Origin of the sequence: Duganella flavida (assembly GCF_009857445.1) — a bacterium.
Classification (GTDB): Bacteria; Pseudomonadota; Gammaproteobacteria; order Burkholderiales; family Burkholderiaceae_D; genus Rugamonas; species Rugamonas flavida.
Map to the genome: position 1 here is coordinate 49,840 of NZ_WWCN01000011.1, position 14,632 is coordinate 64,471.

Annotated in this window: 15 protein-coding genes and 1 tRNA gene; all 16 read left to right on the forward strand. The window is 60.9% G+C overall.

Going from position 1 to position 14,632, the window contains the following annotated elements; genetic code table 11:
• Nucleotides 1–41 precede the first annotated feature (41 nt).
• Nucleotides 42–1,292, forward strand: coding sequence for an ABC transporter substrate-binding protein (locus tag GTP46_RS17500; RefSeq protein WP_229258997.1), 1,251 nt, complete (start codon nucleotides 42–44; stop codon nucleotides 1,290–1,292).
• Nucleotides 1,264–1,971, forward strand: a complete 708-nt coding sequence (locus tag GTP46_RS17505; protein WP_161007926.1) for a response regulator — start codon at nucleotides 1,264–1,266, stop codon at nucleotides 1,969–1,971. Before GTP46_RS17500 ends, GTP46_RS17505 begins: the two co-directional genes overlap by 29 nt.
• On the forward strand, nucleotides 1,955–3,394 hold the full coding sequence (locus GTP46_RS17510; RefSeq protein WP_161007927.1) for an ATP-binding protein: 1,440 nt from the start codon (nucleotides 1,955–1,957) through the stop codon (nucleotides 3,392–3,394). The genes GTP46_RS17505 and GTP46_RS17510 overlap by 17 nt, the downstream gene beginning before the upstream one ends.
• A gap of 17 nt (nucleotides 3,395–3,411) precedes the next feature.
• Complete coding sequence (locus GTP46_RS17515) at nucleotides 3,412–5,880, forward strand: family 20 glycosylhydrolase (RefSeq protein WP_229258998.1); 2,469 nt, start codon at nucleotides 3,412–3,414, stop codon at nucleotides 5,878–5,880.
• 114 nt (nucleotides 5,881–5,994) lie between these two features.
• Nucleotides 5,995–6,759: a GIN domain-containing protein gene (locus GTP46_RS17520; RefSeq protein ID WP_161007929.1), complete on the forward strand. Its 765-nt coding sequence runs from the start codon at nucleotides 5,995–5,997 to the stop codon at nucleotides 6,757–6,759.
• Nucleotides 6,760–6,761: 2 nt separating this feature from the next.
• Nucleotides 6,762–7,370 carry a tetratricopeptide repeat protein gene (locus tag GTP46_RS17525; RefSeq protein ID WP_161007930.1) on the forward strand — a complete coding sequence of 203 codons (609 nt, stop codon included), beginning with the start codon at nucleotides 6,762–6,764 and terminating at the stop codon, nucleotides 7,368–7,370.
• Nucleotides 7,371–7,414: 44 nt separating this feature from the next.
• On the forward strand, nucleotides 7,415–8,395 hold the full coding sequence (locus tag GTP46_RS17530) for an NAD(P)H-quinone oxidoreductase (RefSeq protein ID WP_161007931.1): 981 nt from the start codon (nucleotides 7,415–7,417) through the stop codon (nucleotides 8,393–8,395).
• A 126-nt stretch (nucleotides 8,396–8,521) separates the two neighbouring features.
• A complete protein-coding gene (gene tpiA, locus GTP46_RS17535; protein ID WP_161007932.1) occupies nucleotides 8,522–9,280 on the forward strand; it encodes a triose-phosphate isomerase in 759 nt (252 codons plus the stop codon).
• Between the two features lie 62 nt (nucleotides 9,281–9,342).
• On the forward strand, nucleotides 9,343–9,717 hold the full coding sequence (secG, locus tag GTP46_RS17540) for a preprotein translocase subunit SecG (protein WP_161007933.1): 375 nt from the start codon (nucleotides 9,343–9,345) through the stop codon (nucleotides 9,715–9,717).
• A 174-nt stretch (nucleotides 9,718–9,891) separates the two neighbouring features.
• Nucleotides 9,892–9,976, forward strand: a tRNA-Leu gene (locus GTP46_RS17545).
• Between the two features lie 158 nt (nucleotides 9,977–10,134).
• On the forward strand, nucleotides 10,135–10,494 hold the full coding sequence (locus GTP46_RS17550; RefSeq protein WP_161007934.1) for an NADH-quinone oxidoreductase subunit A: 360 nt from the start codon (nucleotides 10,135–10,137) through the stop codon (nucleotides 10,492–10,494).
• A 3-nt stretch (nucleotides 10,495–10,497) separates the two neighbouring features.
• On the forward strand, nucleotides 10,498–10,974 hold the full coding sequence (locus GTP46_RS17555; protein WP_008450353.1) for a NuoB/complex I 20 kDa subunit family protein: 477 nt from the start codon (nucleotides 10,498–10,500) through the stop codon (nucleotides 10,972–10,974).
• Nucleotides 10,975–10,991: 17 nt separating this feature from the next.
• Nucleotides 10,992–11,582 carry an NADH-quinone oxidoreductase subunit C gene (locus GTP46_RS17560; protein WP_161007935.1) on the forward strand — a complete coding sequence of 197 codons (591 nt, stop codon included), beginning with the start codon at nucleotides 10,992–10,994 and terminating at the stop codon, nucleotides 11,580–11,582.
• 4 nt (nucleotides 11,583–11,586) lie between these two features.
• Complete coding sequence (locus tag GTP46_RS17565) at nucleotides 11,587–12,840, forward strand: NADH-quinone oxidoreductase subunit D (RefSeq protein WP_161007936.1); 1,254 nt, start codon at nucleotides 11,587–11,589, stop codon at nucleotides 12,838–12,840.
• Between the two features lie 18 nt (nucleotides 12,841–12,858).
• Nucleotides 12,859–13,338, forward strand: coding sequence for an NADH-quinone oxidoreductase subunit NuoE (gene nuoE, locus GTP46_RS17570; protein WP_160991431.1), 480 nt, complete (start codon nucleotides 12,859–12,861; stop codon nucleotides 13,336–13,338).
• Complete coding sequence (nuoF, locus tag GTP46_RS17575) at nucleotides 13,335–14,630, forward strand: NADH-quinone oxidoreductase subunit NuoF (RefSeq protein ID WP_161007937.1); 1,296 nt, start codon at nucleotides 13,335–13,337, stop codon at nucleotides 14,628–14,630. The genes nuoE and nuoF overlap by 4 nt, the downstream gene beginning before the upstream one ends.
• Nucleotides 14,631–14,632: the final 2 nt, after the last annotated feature.

Below are 14,632 nucleotides of genomic sequence, written 5' to 3' on the forward strand. Positions count from 1 at the left end.
GGTTCCGCGTTCGTTCCATCTGCAGCCTGTTGGCGGCCTGCTTGCTTGCGCAAAGTGTGCAGGCAGCGGCGACCCTGCAAGTACTGCACTGGTGGACGTCGCCGAGCGAACGCAAAGCCGCCAACGCGCTGGCCGCGCGCGCAGCGGAAGAGGGCATCGAATGGAAGGACGCCGCGATTCCCGGCGGCGCGGGCCTCGGTGCCGGCAAGGTGCTGAAGAGCCGCGTGCTGGCCGGCGATGCGCCGGAAGTGGCGCAAATGATCGGTGTGTCAATCGCTGAGTGGGCCGACCTGGGCCTGCTGCTGGAAATCGACAACGTCGCCAGTGCCGGCAACTGGAACGGGACGCTGTTCCCGACCGTTCAAACTCTTATCACGCACCGCAAGCATGTGGTGGCGGCGCCGGTCGGCATCCATCGTGTCAATACTTTGTTTTATAACCGCGCCTTGCTGGCGCAGCAGAAGATCGCGCCGCCGCAAAGCTGGGCCGATTTTGAAGCGGCCGCGCAAAAGTTGAAAGCTGCGGGCATCGTGCCGCTGGCGCAGAGCAGCGAAGCGTGGCAGGTGGCTGCGCTGTTTGAAAATCTTGTGCTGGCCGAAAGCGGGCCTGAATTTTATCGCCAGCTGTTCGTCAAGCGCGATCCGGCTGCTGCTGCGGACAAACGCACGGCAGAAGCATTGCAGCGCCTGCGCACAATCAAAGGCTGGAGCACTGGTGCGCTCGAAGAGCGTTCGTGGCCGGAGGTGGCGCGCCAGTTCGCGCGGCGTGAAGCAGCCATGATGATAATGGGCGACTGGGCCAAGCCCGAACTGCGCGACATGGGCATGCTGCTGGACGAGGACTACGCTTGCGGCACGGCGCCGGGCACCGCCCAATATCATCTCTACAGCGTCGACACCTTCACCATGTTTGCCGGCGAATACCGCCACATGCCGGCGCAGGAAAAGATGGCGCGGTTGCTGGTATCGCCGCCGGTGCAGGTGGAGTACAACTACCTCAAAGGCTCGGTGCCGGTGCGGCGTGACGCTGACCCGGCGCGCATGGACAGCTGCGCGCGCGCTTCGTGGAGCGCCTTCGCGCAGGGCGCCACGGTGCAGGCGCCTAGCCTGGTGCACCGTATGGCGACCGATGAAGCCAGCCGCGACGCCATCATCGCTGAGATACATCGTTATTTTCTGGATGACCGGAGCACGCCGGCTGACGCGCAGCGTCGCCTTGGCGTGTTATTCCGCGTGTTTAACCTCAGAAGCCAAGGAGCATTCGGTGCGCAAGATACTGATCGTAGACGATGACCAAAAGACCCGCGTGCTGCTCAAGACGTATCTTGAGAAGAACCAGTACGAGGTAGTGCTGTCGCATGACGGCGAGAGCTTCCTGGCCGAGCTGAAAACGCACGCCGACCAGCTGTCGCTGGTAATACTGGACGTGATGCTGCCGGATACCGACGGCTTCGCGCTGTGCAAGCAGGTACGCCAGAGCTCTAATGTGCCGATCATTATGCTGACTGCCAGCTCCGATGAAACGGACCGCATCGTCGGCCTGGAACTGGGCGCTGACGACTACATCGCCAAGCCTTATAGCCCGCGCGAACTGCTGGCTCGCATTAAGGCCATCCTGCGGCGCGCGGCGCTGGAGACGCCGTCGGTGCGCTACTACCGCTTCGTTGGCTTCACGCTGGACCTCAAGGAGCGCAAAGTGGTCGACAGCGCCGGCGCGCCGCTGGCGTTGACGGGACTGGACTTCCAGCTGCTGAAGTATTTCGTCGAACATCCGGGCGTGATTCTGGACCGCAGCCTGCTGTGCGAAGAGACGCGTGGCCGCGACGCCGGTCCGCTGGACCGCTCGCTGGACGTGCAGATCAGCCGTTTGCGCCTGCGCCTCAACGACGACGGCAAGCAGCCGGCCTTGATCAAGACGGTGCGCGGCGCCGGCTACGTGTTCTCGGCGGAAGTCAATGTCTCGGCTGCGTAGCCTGTGGCCAGCGTCGCTGCTGGGCCGTCTGACGCTGGTGATGGTGGCCGGTCTGCTGGTGACGCAGCTGGTCGCCAACGCCATCTGGGCCGGACAGCTGCGCGCCAAGGCGCAAGTGGAGGCGCAATCGGCGGCGCAGTATGTGGCGCACAGTGCCTCCGCCGCGATCCGTTTTTACCGTAGCCTGCCCCTCAGTTATCGTGTGCTGGTGATCCAGCAGATGCGGGAGATGGGCGGCACGCGCTTCTTCGTTCACCTCAATCACGCCTACGTTCCGGTTAAAGAGATTGCACCACACCCGCTGGCGGAAAGCGTGAAGACCACGTTGGGCGCAACGCTGAAAGGCGACTTGCCGCATTTGCCGGCCGCGCAGCTGGCCTTCGCCTGGCCGGATCAGCTGGTGGTGTCGGAAGACGCGCACCTGAGCGATTTGCCCGATGCCTGGGTCCAGCACATCCTGCTGGTGCAGCCGGAACCCGCGCCGATACTGGTGATCCAGACGGAGCTTGAACCGGGCAACTGGCTGTACATGGCGGCGCTGATGCCCAATCCGTATTTTTTGAGTGGGAACGATCCGTGGGCGTGGGACCGGCTTGCGCTGCAAGGACTGTCGCTGGCGGCGGTGCTGCTGCTGTGCTTATTGGTGGTGCGCTGGATTACGCGTCCGCTGGCGGCGCTATCCGATGCAGCCGGTGCGTTCGGGCAGGGCGAGCATGCGCCGCCGCTGCCGGAAACGGGCAGCCGGGAATTCATCAACACGGCGCGCGCGTTCAGCGCCATGCGCGAACGCATCCAGCGCTATATCGAGGACCGCGAGCGCTTGTTCATCTCCATCTCGCACGATTTGCGCACGCCGATCACGCGCCTCAAGCTGCGCTCCGAACTGCTGGATGACGAAGTCCTGCGCAACGAATTCGAAGAAGACCTCGACGAACTGGATATGATGGTCAAGGGCGCGCTGCAATGCGTGAAGGACAGCGACATCCACGAAAACCCGGCCGAGATCAAGCTCGATGCGCTGCTGGGACGCATGGTGCGCAGCGCGCGGCTGGCGGGGCATGAGGTGGGCTATGAAGAATCCGGCCTGACGGTGCGCGGCAAGCCGCTGGCGCTGAAACGGGCGATCGGCAACCTGCTGGATAATGCGCTGTACTATGGCAAGCGCGCCGAAATCAGCACGCGCGCGGAAACCGGGGCGGTGGCGATTGCGGTGCGCGATCACGGACCGGGCGTGCCGGAGGATGCGCTGGCCAGTTTGTTCGATCCCTACATGCGGCTTGAGCATGGCCGCGAACAGAATGATAATGGCATGGGGCTGGGCCTCGGCATCGCGCGCGGCGTCATCGAGGCGCACGGCGGACAACTGATATTGGAGAACCATCCGGAGGGCGGCCTGTACGCCACCATTCGGCTTCCGGCATGAGAGAGACAATGAAATCGATGAGCATCAAATCCATTGCGGCGCTGCTGCTGGCTTGCGGCGCGCTGAGCGCGCAGGCCGCGCCGGAGCAGGTCAAGATGCGCTGGGAAGTGCTGCGTACGGAGCTTAATCCGCAAGGCAACCGCACCCACGCGCGCCTGAGTGTGACGGCGCTGCGCGGCCAGTCGCTGCCGGCGCAAGGCTGGTCGCTGTACTTCAACTGCATGGAAGGCGTGCTAACCGGACCGTTGCCTGGCCATCTGGTGCTGGAGCAGGTCGCGGGCGGCAGCTTGTTCCGCGTGCGTCCCACGGCAGGCTTCAAGGGACTGCCGGCCGGCCGCACGCTCAACGTGGACTATGACTATCCAGGCCTGATCATCAAGATGGCGCGCGCGCCGCTTGGTCCTTACCTCGTGTTCGACGCTGCGCCGGATGTGGCTTACGCGGTCAGCGATTTCCAGCTGCAACTGCCAACGCGCCCGGAACAGCTGAAGCGCCCGGCGGGCCGCAATACGCTGGTGACGCCGCAGGATGTCTACCAGCACAACGCGCGCGCCGATGTGCTGCCTGCTACTGCGCTGCCGCCGCTGTTCCCGACGCCGCTGGCATTGAAGGCTGGCACCGGCCGCGTGCAGCTGCTGCGCGCACCGCAAGTCATCTCCGGCCCCGGCCTGCAAAATGAGACTGCGTTTGCACGTTCGCTGTTCGCGCGCTACCTGCCGCAGGGCGATACCAGCCGTGCGGCGGTGCCGCTGCGTTTGCGCATCGGCGCGGTGGATGGGCAGGTGTCGCCGGAGGCGTATGAGCTGACCATCGACGCCAACGACGGCATCAACATCATCGGCAATACTGCTGCCGGCGTCGCGCGCGGCCTGCAATCGCTACACGACCTGCTGCCGCTGCCTTCGGACGCCGTGCAAATCGAGCTGCCGGAACTGGAGATCACCGATGCGCCGCGCTTTGCCTATCGCGGCTTTCAGCTGGACGTGGCGCGCAACTTCCAGCCGAAGGACGTAGTGTTCAAGACACTGGACCTGATGGCGGCCTACAAGCTGAATAAGCTGCACTTCCATATCACCGACGATGAAGGCTGGCGGCTTGAAATTGCTGGCCTGCCCGAGCTGACCACCATAGGCGCGGTGCGCGGCCACAGTGCGAAAGAGGGCGTGCGGCTTCCACCGACCTACGGCTCCGGTCCGCGCGCTGACGATCCGCATGGCAGCGGCTTTTACACGCGCGCAGATTACATCGAGATCCTGCGCTACGCCGCCGCACGCCACATCGACGTGATTCCGGAAATCGAAATACCGGGCCACGCCCGCGCCGCCGTCAAGGCGATGGAAGCGCGCTATCGCCGCATGCAGGCGGCGGGTGAGCAAGGCGCGGCCAAGTACCTGCTTAATGACTTCGATGACCGCTCGGTGTACAAGTCGCCGCAGGAATACACGGACCACGTGATCAATCCAGGCCTTGAATCGAGCTACGCGTTTATTGAGCAGGTGGTGTCGCAAGTAGCGTCGCTGTACCGCGAGGCCGGTGTGCCGCTGAAGACCATGCACATGGGCGGCGACGAGCTGCCGCATGGCGCGTGGGAGCAGTCGCCGGTCAGCCGCGCCTTGATGCAGAAGGAAAAACTGACCACCACCGCCGACCTGTGGGACTACTTCTACAACCGCGTCGACGGCATCCTGCGCAAGCACGGGCTGTATTCGTCGGGCTGGGAAGAGATGGGCGCGCGCCGTTCGGCGCAAGAGGGCGGGCAGCAGCAGCCGAATCCCCGCTTCACGCAGCGCGGTTTCAGTCTCTATGTGTGGAATAACACGCCGGGCAACGAGGACTTTGCCTATCGCCTCGCTAACGCAGGTTATGACATCGTGCTGGCGCCAGTCACCAATATGTACCTGGACATGGCGGCCAATCCGAATCCCGAGGAGCCGGGCGTCAACTGGGGCGCTTACGTGGAGCTGGACACAGTCTACGATTTTAAACCGTTCGGTGCCAGCTTGACTGACACCGGTCGCCGTCATATTCGTGGCATCGAGGCCACGCTGTTCTCGGAAACCATCCGCGATGCCAGTCGCCTCGATTACCTGATGATGCCTCGCCTGCTGGCGGTGGCGGAGCGGGCCTGGGCCGCCGACCCGGCGTGGGCGCAGGAGCCGGACGCCACGCGCGCCGCCGCGCTGCATCGCGCTGCGTGGTCCGGCTTCGTCAATGTGCTGGGGCAGCGCGTGCTGCCGCGTCTCGACCTGGAACGCGGCGATGTGCGCTACCGCATCGCGCCGCCGGGCATGGTGGTGGAGGGCGGCAAAGTGCTGGTCAACCACGCGCTGCCCGGCCTGACGCTGCGCTACACCACCGACGGCAGCACGCCGACCATCCGCAGCAAAGTATTCATCGGGCCGATTACAGCCAGGGGCGTGATCCAGGCCGCAGCCTTCGATCGCACCGGCCGTGCCGGGCTGGTGGCGCGCATCGTCAATCGCTGAACATCCCGCGTTTTTGTCGTCCAGCCCCCGATTTTTGCAGTTTGTCGCAATCCCCGGGAGGCGGGCCGCGGGGCGGGAGTATGATATTTGGACCACTATCCGAGGATTTCCCCAATGAAGAAGCTTTTCCAGTTTGGCCTGCTGTTCGCTGCCTTCTGCGCCCTGTTCGGCCGCGCGGTTGCCGCCGATGACACTGAAACCCGCTCGATTCCCATCGACGCCCGGGTGGTGCGGGTCAAGCTGGACGGCGTGATCGACCTCAAGCTGCGCCAGGGTGACATGCCCTCGCTGCGGCTGATAGGCGTGAAGCGCGAACTCGAAAAGCTGACCGCTTCGCAAAGCGGTGACACCTTGCATCTGGAAAGCGATAGCCACGGCGTGAAGATCGGCCGTGGCAGCACGCGCGCCGAGCTGGTGCTGCCGATGCTGCGCGAGGTGGTGTCGGAAGGTGTGGGCTCGATCGAGATTAACGGCTTTAGCGGCGATGAGCTGGAGTTGACGATGGACGGCGCTGGCACCATGAAGGTGGTGTGCGACTACAAGTCGCTCAAGGCCAACCTCGGCGGCGTGGGTAGCATGAATTTATGGGTGAGCGAGAATGAACGTGTCGACCTCGACCTGCGCGGCGCCGGCTACATCACGCTGGGCGGGCGCAGCAAGCTACTGAAGGCCAACCTGGGCGGCGTCGGCGGCCTGAATGCGCAGCAGTTCCAGGCGGACTCGGTGAATGTGGAACTGAGCGGCCTGGGCAACGCCACCGTCAACGCCAAGACCAACGCGACCTTGAGCCTGAGCGGCCTGGGTTCGGTCATTGTGTACGGCAAGCCTCTGAACCGCAACGTCAGCGTTGATGGTTTGGGCAAAGTCAGCTGGAAATAACGATGAAAAAAATCCTACTAGCGATGATCATCGCACTAAGTTGGCAGCAGGCGGCGCAGGCGGGCTTTACCGAGGGCGCGACGGCCTACAACAGCAAGAATTACGCGGTGGCCCTGAAAGAGATACGGCCGCTGGCACAAGCGGGCAATGCGGATGCCGAGCATTTGATGGGCCTGATGTATTACATGGGCCGCGGCGTGCCGCAGGATTACAAAACGGCGCTGGAATGGCACCGCAAGGCCGCGCTTAAGGGTAAGGCCGATGCGCAGTATGTGGTGGGCGCCATGTATTACACCGGCAATGCGGTGATCCAGGACCACAAGCAGGCGGTGTCGTGGTTCCGCAAGGCGGCCGAGCAGGGCCATCCGGATGCGCAGCAGGTGCTGGGGCTGATGTACCGGTATCACATCGGCGGTATGCCGCAGGATAATGTCATTGCTTATATGTTGTGGAATTTGGCGGCGGCCAATGGCTCGATGAATGCGGGTGAGCAGCGCTCGGCCTTGGTCAAGACCATGACCCAGGAGCAGATAGAAGAGGGTCAGGCGCTGTCGGCCGCGTGGAAGCTGAATACGCCGTTGCCGCAAAAATCGCGTACGGGCGGCGGCTAAATACGGGCTGGCGTACAATCGCCCTTTTAACAGAGGGCGAAAGCATGCGCGCGATTGAAATCATCCAACCCGGCCCGGCCGATGTCCTGAAGCTGTGCGAACGCCCGGTACCGGTGCCCAAATCCGGCGAAGTGTTGATTAAAGTGCACGCCGCCGGCGTCAACCGCCCGGATGTGTTCCAGCGCATGGGCAATTACGCTCCGCCGCCGGGTGCTTCCGACATCCCCGGCCTGGAAGTGGCCGGCGAAATCGTCGATGGTGACCTCGACTACACAACCCTCGATATTGGCGACCAGGTCTGCGCTTTGGTGCAGGGCGGCGGCTATGCCGAGTACGTTGTTGCGCCCGTGCAGCAAGTTTTACCGGTGCCAAAAGGCTGGTCCATGCTCGAAGCGGCCACAATTCCGGAAAATTACTTCACAGTCTGGAGCAACGTTTTTGACCGCGCAAATCTGGCCGCTGGCGAGACTTTATTGGTGCAGGGCGGCAGCTCTGGCATCGGGGTGACGGCCATCCAGTTGGCCGCCGCTTTGGGGCACCGCGTGTTCGCCACCGCCGGCACCGATGACAAGGTTGCGGCCTGCGTGGCGCTCGGCGCTGAGCGCGGCATCAACTATAAAACCGAGGACTTCGGCGTCGTCGTGAAGGAACTCACTAACGACCGTGGCGTCGATGTAATTTTGGACATGGTGGCCGGAGACTACCTGCCACGCGAGGTTTCCTGCCTTGCGGACGATGGCCGCATCGCCATTATCGCCACGCTGGGCGGCGGCAAAGCCACGCTCGACATGGGCCAGGTGCTGCGCCGCCGCCTGACCGTGACCGGCTCCACGCTGCGTCCGCGCTCGGCCGAATTCAAAGGTGAGATCGCGCGCAAGCTGAAAGAAAAAGTGTGGCCGCTGATGGCTGAACGCAAACTGAAACCTGTCATCCACACCGTTTTCCCGTTGGAACAGGCCGCCGCCGCGCATGCGCTGATGGAGTCCAGCGGCCATGTCGGAAAAATCATGTTACAGGTGATTTGATAGGCAATCCGTTGTAAAATGCGTAGTAAATTTACGGTTTTAGCTAGCCGGGGATTCGCTTTGCCTGTTTGACCCTGCCTTTTCGGGCGCGGTAAAATGGCGGGTTGATTAATTATTAGGCTAGCTATGCGTCGCAAACTCGTAATCGGTAACTGGAAAATGAACGGCAACCGCGCCGGTAACACGGCACTGTTGTCCGGCATCGTTGCCGGTTTGAACGACGCAGTTGGCAAGCCTTGTGCTGATTGTGCGGTATGCGTGCCGGCTCCTTACCTGGCCCAGTGCCAGGCTGAGCTGGAAGGCACACCGGTGGCGTGGGGCGCGCAAGACCTGTCGGTACACGCCGCAGGCGCGTACACTGGCGAAGTGTCGGCACAAATGCTGGTGGACTTTGGTTCGACCTACGTGCTGTGCGGTCACTCGGAGCGTCGCGCTTACCACGCTGAGAGCAGCGAGCTGGTGGCGCAGAAAACTGTGGCAGCATTGGCGGCCGGCTTGACTCCTGTAGTATGCGTCGGTGAAACGCTGGCGCAGCGCGAAGCAGGGCAGACCGAAGCAGTCATCTGTGGTCAGCTGCAAGCGGTGTTGGATGTGTTGACGGTAGAGCAGGTTGCTAAACTAGTACTGGCTTATGAGCCAGTCTGGGCAATCGGCACCGGCAAGACTGCCACGCCGGAAATTGCACAAGCGGCGCACGCTTTCCTGCGCGCCCGCCTGGCGCAGAAAGATGCAGCGGTAGCACAAGGAATGCAGATTCTCTACGGTGGCAGCATGAAGCCGGAGAATGCAAAAGAATTGATGGCGCAGCCGGATATCGACGGCGGCCTGATTGGCGGTGCAGCGTTAAAGGCGACTGATTTCCTCGGGATTATCCAGGCCGTTTAAAGCACTGAATTTAAGCAGTAGAAACAAAACGATACAAAACTTTTATTTTGGAATGGAATAACATGGGCAGCTTGTTCAATCTGGTTATCGTAGTGCAGGTGGTTTCCGCAATCGCCATTATTGGTCTGGTGCTGCTGCAGCACGGCAAGGGCGCCGACATGGGCGCGGCCTTTGGTTCCGGCGCGTCCGGCAGTCTGTTCGGTGCTACCGGCTCCTCGAACTTCATGTCGAAGTCGACCGGCGTAGCGGCGGCGATCTTCTTCAGCGCCACCCTGGCACTGTCCTTCATCACCACCCACCAGACTAACAATGTCAGCGGCGGCGTGATGGATAAAGCAGTATCGGCAGCCCCAGCTGCAGCACCTGCTGTTGCACCGGCCGCACCTGCGGCACCAGCCGCTTCGACCCCGGCTCCTGCAAACTCGATCCCAAAGTAATATAATTACTGTCGTTATTTAGTGATGTTGGTATTTTTTTAAGTTGTTTGCTCATTGTTTTGGCAGTATCTTAGTGGTCAGCAAAATAATTAAAAGATTTATCGAGTTTCTTCTTGTTTTGACGCAATACGGGATTAACAACCGCGTGAAAACGAAGTAAAATAACGGCCTTATGCCGACGTGGTGAAATTGGTAGACACGCTATCTTGAGGGGGTAGTGGCGCAAGCTGTACGAGTTCGAGTCTCGTCGTCGGCACCAGAATATAGGCCAGCAAGGGTGGTACCAAGCTGGCTTTTTTACGAGGATGTGTCGTTCGATCCTGGTCTTCAGTAATACGATTGGGGCGAACGTTAAGCGCACCGCAAAACACCGCGATGTGTCCTTTCAACTGACCGTTCAACATAAGCTCATCAATCGTGAACCTCGAAAATTATCTCCCCGTTCTCTTATTTATTCTCATCGGTCTCCTCGTGGGTATCGGTCCCCAAGTCCTGGGTCACATCCTGGGTCCAAAAAAGCCCGATGCGGCCAAGCTCTCCCCGTATGAATGCGGCTTCGAAGCCTTCGAAGACGCGCGCATGAAATTCGACGTACGTTACTACCTCGTCGCAATTCTCTTTATTTTGTTCGATCTGGAAACGGCATTCTTCTTCCCGTGGGGCGTATCCATGCGCGAACTGGGCTGGCAGGGTTTCGTGACGATGATGGTGTTCATCGCCGAATTCGTGGTCGGTTTTTGGTATATCTGGAAGAAAGGTGCCCTTGATTGGGAATAAGCCATGGCTATTGAAGGCGTATTAAACGAAGGTTTCATCACCACCTCGGCCGACAAGCTGATCAACTGGGCGCGTACGGGTTCGATGTTCCCGATGACGTTCGGTCTGGCCTGCTGCGCAGTCGAAATGATGCACGTGGGCGCAGCCCGTTACGACATGGACCGCTTCGGCGTGGTGTTCCGTCCATCGCCACGTCAATCCGACGTGATGATCGTGGCCGGCACGCTGTGCAACAAGATGGCCCCGGCACTGCGCAAGGTCTATGACCAGATGCCAGAGCCGCGCTGGGTGATCTCGATGGGTTCCTGCGCCAACGGCGGCGGCTACTATCACTACTCTTACTCCGTGGTTCGCGGCTGCGACCGCATTGTGCCGGTCGACGTGTACGTGCCAGGCTGTCCTCCAACTGCTGAAGCCCTGTTGTACGGCATCATGCAGCTGCAGAACAAGATCAAGCGCACCAACACCATCGCACGCTAACGGGGGCGCTACAAGAAATGACTACTCATCTGGAAAAACTCCAAACCGCCCTCGGCACTGCCCTGGGCGATCGCGTTACTACGGTCGTTGCGCTGGGCGAAATCACGGTCACCGTGAAAGCCGCTGACTACTATGGCGTCATGCAAACGCTGCGCGATGATGCAGCGCTGGGCTTCGATCAAGCGATCGACCTGTGCGGCGTTGACTATCTGAGCTATGGCGAAGGTACTTGGGATGGCCTGCGTTTCGCAGTGGTCGTCCATTTGCTGTCGGTGAAGCACAACTGGCGCGTCCGTGTACGCGCGTTCTGCGCTGACGACGACATGCCGCTGCTGCCATCCGTGACCCCGCTGTGGCGTGCGGTCAACTGGTACGAGCGCGAAGCCTTCGACATGTACGGCATCCTGTTCGAGAACCACAACGACCTGCGCCGCATCCTGACCGACTACGGTTTCATCGGCCACCCGTTCCGCAAAGACTTCCCGGTGTCGGGCTATGTCGAAATGCGCTACGACCCCGAGCAGAAGCGCGTGATCTACCAGCCGGTCACCATCGAGCCGCGTGAAAACGTGCCTCGCGTGATCCGCGAAGAAAACTACGGGAAGTAAGAACATGGCAGAAATTAAGAACTACACCCTGAACTTCGGTCCGCAACACCCGGCCGCGCACGGCGTGCTGCGCCTGGTGCTGGAGCTGGACGGCGAGGTGATCCAGCGTGCTGACCCGCACATCGGCCTGCTGCACCGCGGCACCGAGAAGCTGGCGGAGCAGAAGACCTACCTGCAGTCGGTTCCCTATATGGACCGCCTGGACTACGTGTCGATGATGTGCAACGAGCACGCCTACGTCATGGCCATCGAAAAAATGCTGGGTATCGACGTGCCGCTGCGCGCGCAATACATCCGCGTGATGTTCGATGAAATCACCCGTATCCTGAACCACCTGATGTGGCTCGGTGCGCACGCGCTGGACGTTGGCGCCATGGGCCCGTTCCTGTACTGCTTCCGCGACCGCGAAGACCTGTTCGACTGCTACGAAGCCGTATCCGGCGCGCGTATGCACGCAGCGTACTTCCGTCCGGGCGGCGTGTACCGCGACCTGCCGGATGCCATGCCGCAGCACAAGCCGTCGATCATCCGTTCGGCCAAGGCCATCGACAAGCTCAACGAAGACCGTCAAGGTTCGATGCTGGACTTCATCGAGTCCTTCACCAACCGTTTCCCGACCTACGTCGACGAATACGAAACCCTGCTGACCGACAACCGTATCTGGAAACAGCGTACCGTCGGCATCGGTGTGGTGGCGCCTGAAGATGCGCTGGCCATGGGCTTCACCGGCGCCATGCTGCGCGGTTCGGGCATCCAGTGGGACTTGCGCAAGCACCAGCCGTACGAAGTGTACGACCTGATGGACTTCGACATCCCTATCGGCACCAACGGCGACTGCTACGACCGCTATCTGGTTCGTGTAGAAGAACTGCGCCAGTCGAACAAGATCATCAAGCAGTGCGTTGAATGGCTGCGTAACAATCCAGGTCCAGTCATGACCAGCAACCGCAAGGTTGCCCCGCCTAACCGCGTGGACATGAAGACCAATATGGAATCGCTGATCCACCACTTCAAACTGTTCACCGAAGGTTTCCACGTACCGCCAGGCGAAGCCTACGCGGCCGTAGAACACCCGAAAGGCGAGTTCGGTGTCTACATTGTGTCGGACGGCGCCAACAAGCCATACCGCGTGAAACTGCGCGCTCCAGACTATGCACACTTGCAGTCGCTGGATGAAATGGCGCGTGGCCACATGATTGCCGATGCCGTCACCATTATTGGTACGCAGGACATCGTGTTCGGCAGTATTGACCGCTAAGTGCGAGAGGCAAAAAGAATGTTGTTATCTGAGCAGTGCTACAAAAAAATCGATCGCGAGCTGGCCAAGTACCCAGACGATCAGCGCCAATCGGCCGTGATGGCCGCGCTGGCCCACGCCCAGGTTGAACTGGGCTGGATCTCGCCTGACACCATGCAGGAACTGGCTGACTATATCCGCATGCCGGCCATCGCCGTGCAGGAAGTCGCGACCTTCTACAATATGTACAACCTGAAGCCGGTGGGTAAGCACAAGATCACCGTGTGCACCAACTTGCCTTGCGCCCTGTCGGGTGGCGAGCGCGCGGCGCATCACCTGAAACAGAAGCTGGGCATCGACTACCGTGACACCACGGCAGACGGCGAGTTCACGCTGATGGAAGGCGAGTGCATGGGCGCCTGCGGTGACGCACCGGTGCTGCTGGTGAACAATCACCGCATGTGCAGCTTTATGTCGAACGACAAAATTGACTCCCTGGTGGAGGAACTAAAGAAATGACGTCACTCCACGACCGACACATTGATCCAGTCATTCTCGCCGGCCTCGACGGCGAGAATTGGCATTTGGAAGATTACGTCAAGCGCGGTGGCTACAGCGCGCTGCGCCGTATCATCGAAGAGAAAATCACCCCGGAACAAATCATCGCCGACCTCAAAGCGTCGTCGCTGCGCGGCCGTGGTGGCGCGGGTTTCCCTACCGGCCTGAAGTGGAGCTTCATGCCACGCCAGTTCCCGGGCCAGAAGTACCTGGTATGTAACTCAGATGAGGGCGAACCAGGCACTTTCAAGGACCGCGACATCCTGCGCTACAACCCGCATTCGCTGATCGAAGGCATGGCCATTGGCGCCTACGCGATGGGCATCACCGTGGGCTACAACTACATCCACGGCGAAATCTTCGACGTCTACACCCGCTTTGAAGAAGCGTTGGAAGAGGCACGTGCTGCTGGCTTCCTGGGCGACAAGATCATGGGCAGCGAGTTCAGCTTCCAGCTGCACGCGCACCACGGCTACGGCGCCTACATCTGCGGCGAAGAAACCGCGCTGCTGGAATCGCTGGAAGGCAAAAAAGGCCAGCCGCGCTTCAAGCCGCCGTTCCCTGCGTCGTTCGGCCTGTACGGCAAGCCGACCACCATCAACAACACCGAGACCTTCGCTGCCGTCCCGTTCATCTTGAACATGGGCCCGGAGAAGTACTTGGCGATTGGCCGTCCGAACAACGGCGGCTCGAAGATCTTCTCGATCTCGGGCGACGTTGAGCGTCCAGGCAACTACGAAGTCCCACTGGGCACGCCGTTTGCCAAACTGCTGGAACTGGCAGGCGGCATGCGCGGCGGTAAAAAGATCAAGGCAGTCATCCCTGGCGGTTCGTCCGCTCCAGTGGTGCGCGGCGAGATCATGATGCAAACCGACCTCGACTACGATTCGATCGCGAAAGCGGGTTCGATGCTGGGTTCGGGCGCGGTCATCGTCATGGACGAAACCCGCTGCATGGTCAAGGCGATGGAACGCCTGGCGTACTTCTACTTTGAAGAGTCGTGCGGCCAGTGCACCCCATGCCGTGAAGGCACCGGTTGGATGTACCGCATGATCCACCGCATCGAAAACGGTCAAGGCCGCAAGTCGGACCTGGACGTGCTGAACTCGATCTGCGACAACATCCAGGGCCGCACGATTTGCGCGCTGGGCGACGCGGCAGCAATGCCTATGCGTGCGTTCATCAAGCAATTCCGCGAAGAATTTGAACACCATATCGAGCACAAGCAATGCTGCGTGCCCGCATATATCTAAGC

Bases quoted from the DNA above. Each gene is read 5' to 3' on its own strand.
- nuoF (WP_161007937.1), top strand. From the start codon at position 13,335: ATGACGTCACTCCACGACCGACACATTGATCCAGTCATTCTCGCCGGC.
- secG (WP_161007933.1), top strand. From the start codon at position 9,343: ATGGGCAGCTTGTTCAATCTGGTTATCGTAGTGCAGGTGGTTTCCGCA.
- GTP46_RS17525 (WP_161007930.1), top strand. From the start codon at position 6,762: ATGAAAAAAATCCTACTAGCGATGATCATCGCACTAAGTTGGCAGCAG.
- nuoE (WP_160991431.1), top strand. From the start codon at position 12,859: ATGTTGTTATCTGAGCAGTGCTACAAAAAAATCGATCGCGAGCTGGCC.
- GTP46_RS17530 (WP_161007931.1), top strand. From the start codon at position 7,415: ATGCGCGCGATTGAAATCATCCAACCCGGCCCGGCCGATGTCCTGAAG.
- GTP46_RS17520 (WP_161007929.1), top strand. From the start codon at position 5,995: ATGAAGAAGCTTTTCCAGTTTGGCCTGCTGTTCGCTGCCTTCTGCGCC.
- GTP46_RS17565 (WP_161007936.1), top strand. From the start codon at position 11,587: ATGGCAGAAATTAAGAACTACACCCTGAACTTCGGTCCGCAACACCCG.
- GTP46_RS17515 (WP_229258998.1), top strand. From the start codon at position 3,412: ATGAGCATCAAATCCATTGCGGCGCTGCTGCTGGCTTGCGGCGCGCTG.
- GTP46_RS17555 (WP_008450353.1), top strand. From the start codon at position 10,498: ATGGCTATTGAAGGCGTATTAAACGAAGGTTTCATCACCACCTCGGCC.
- GTP46_RS17560 (WP_161007935.1), top strand. From the start codon at position 10,992: ATGACTACTCATCTGGAAAAACTCCAAACCGCCCTCGGCACTGCCCTG.
- GTP46_RS17510 (WP_161007927.1), top strand. From the start codon at position 1,955: ATGTCTCGGCTGCGTAGCCTGTGGCCAGCGTCGCTGCTGGGCCGTCTG.
- tpiA (WP_161007932.1), top strand. From the start codon at position 8,522: ATGCGTCGCAAACTCGTAATCGGTAACTGGAAAATGAACGGCAACCGC.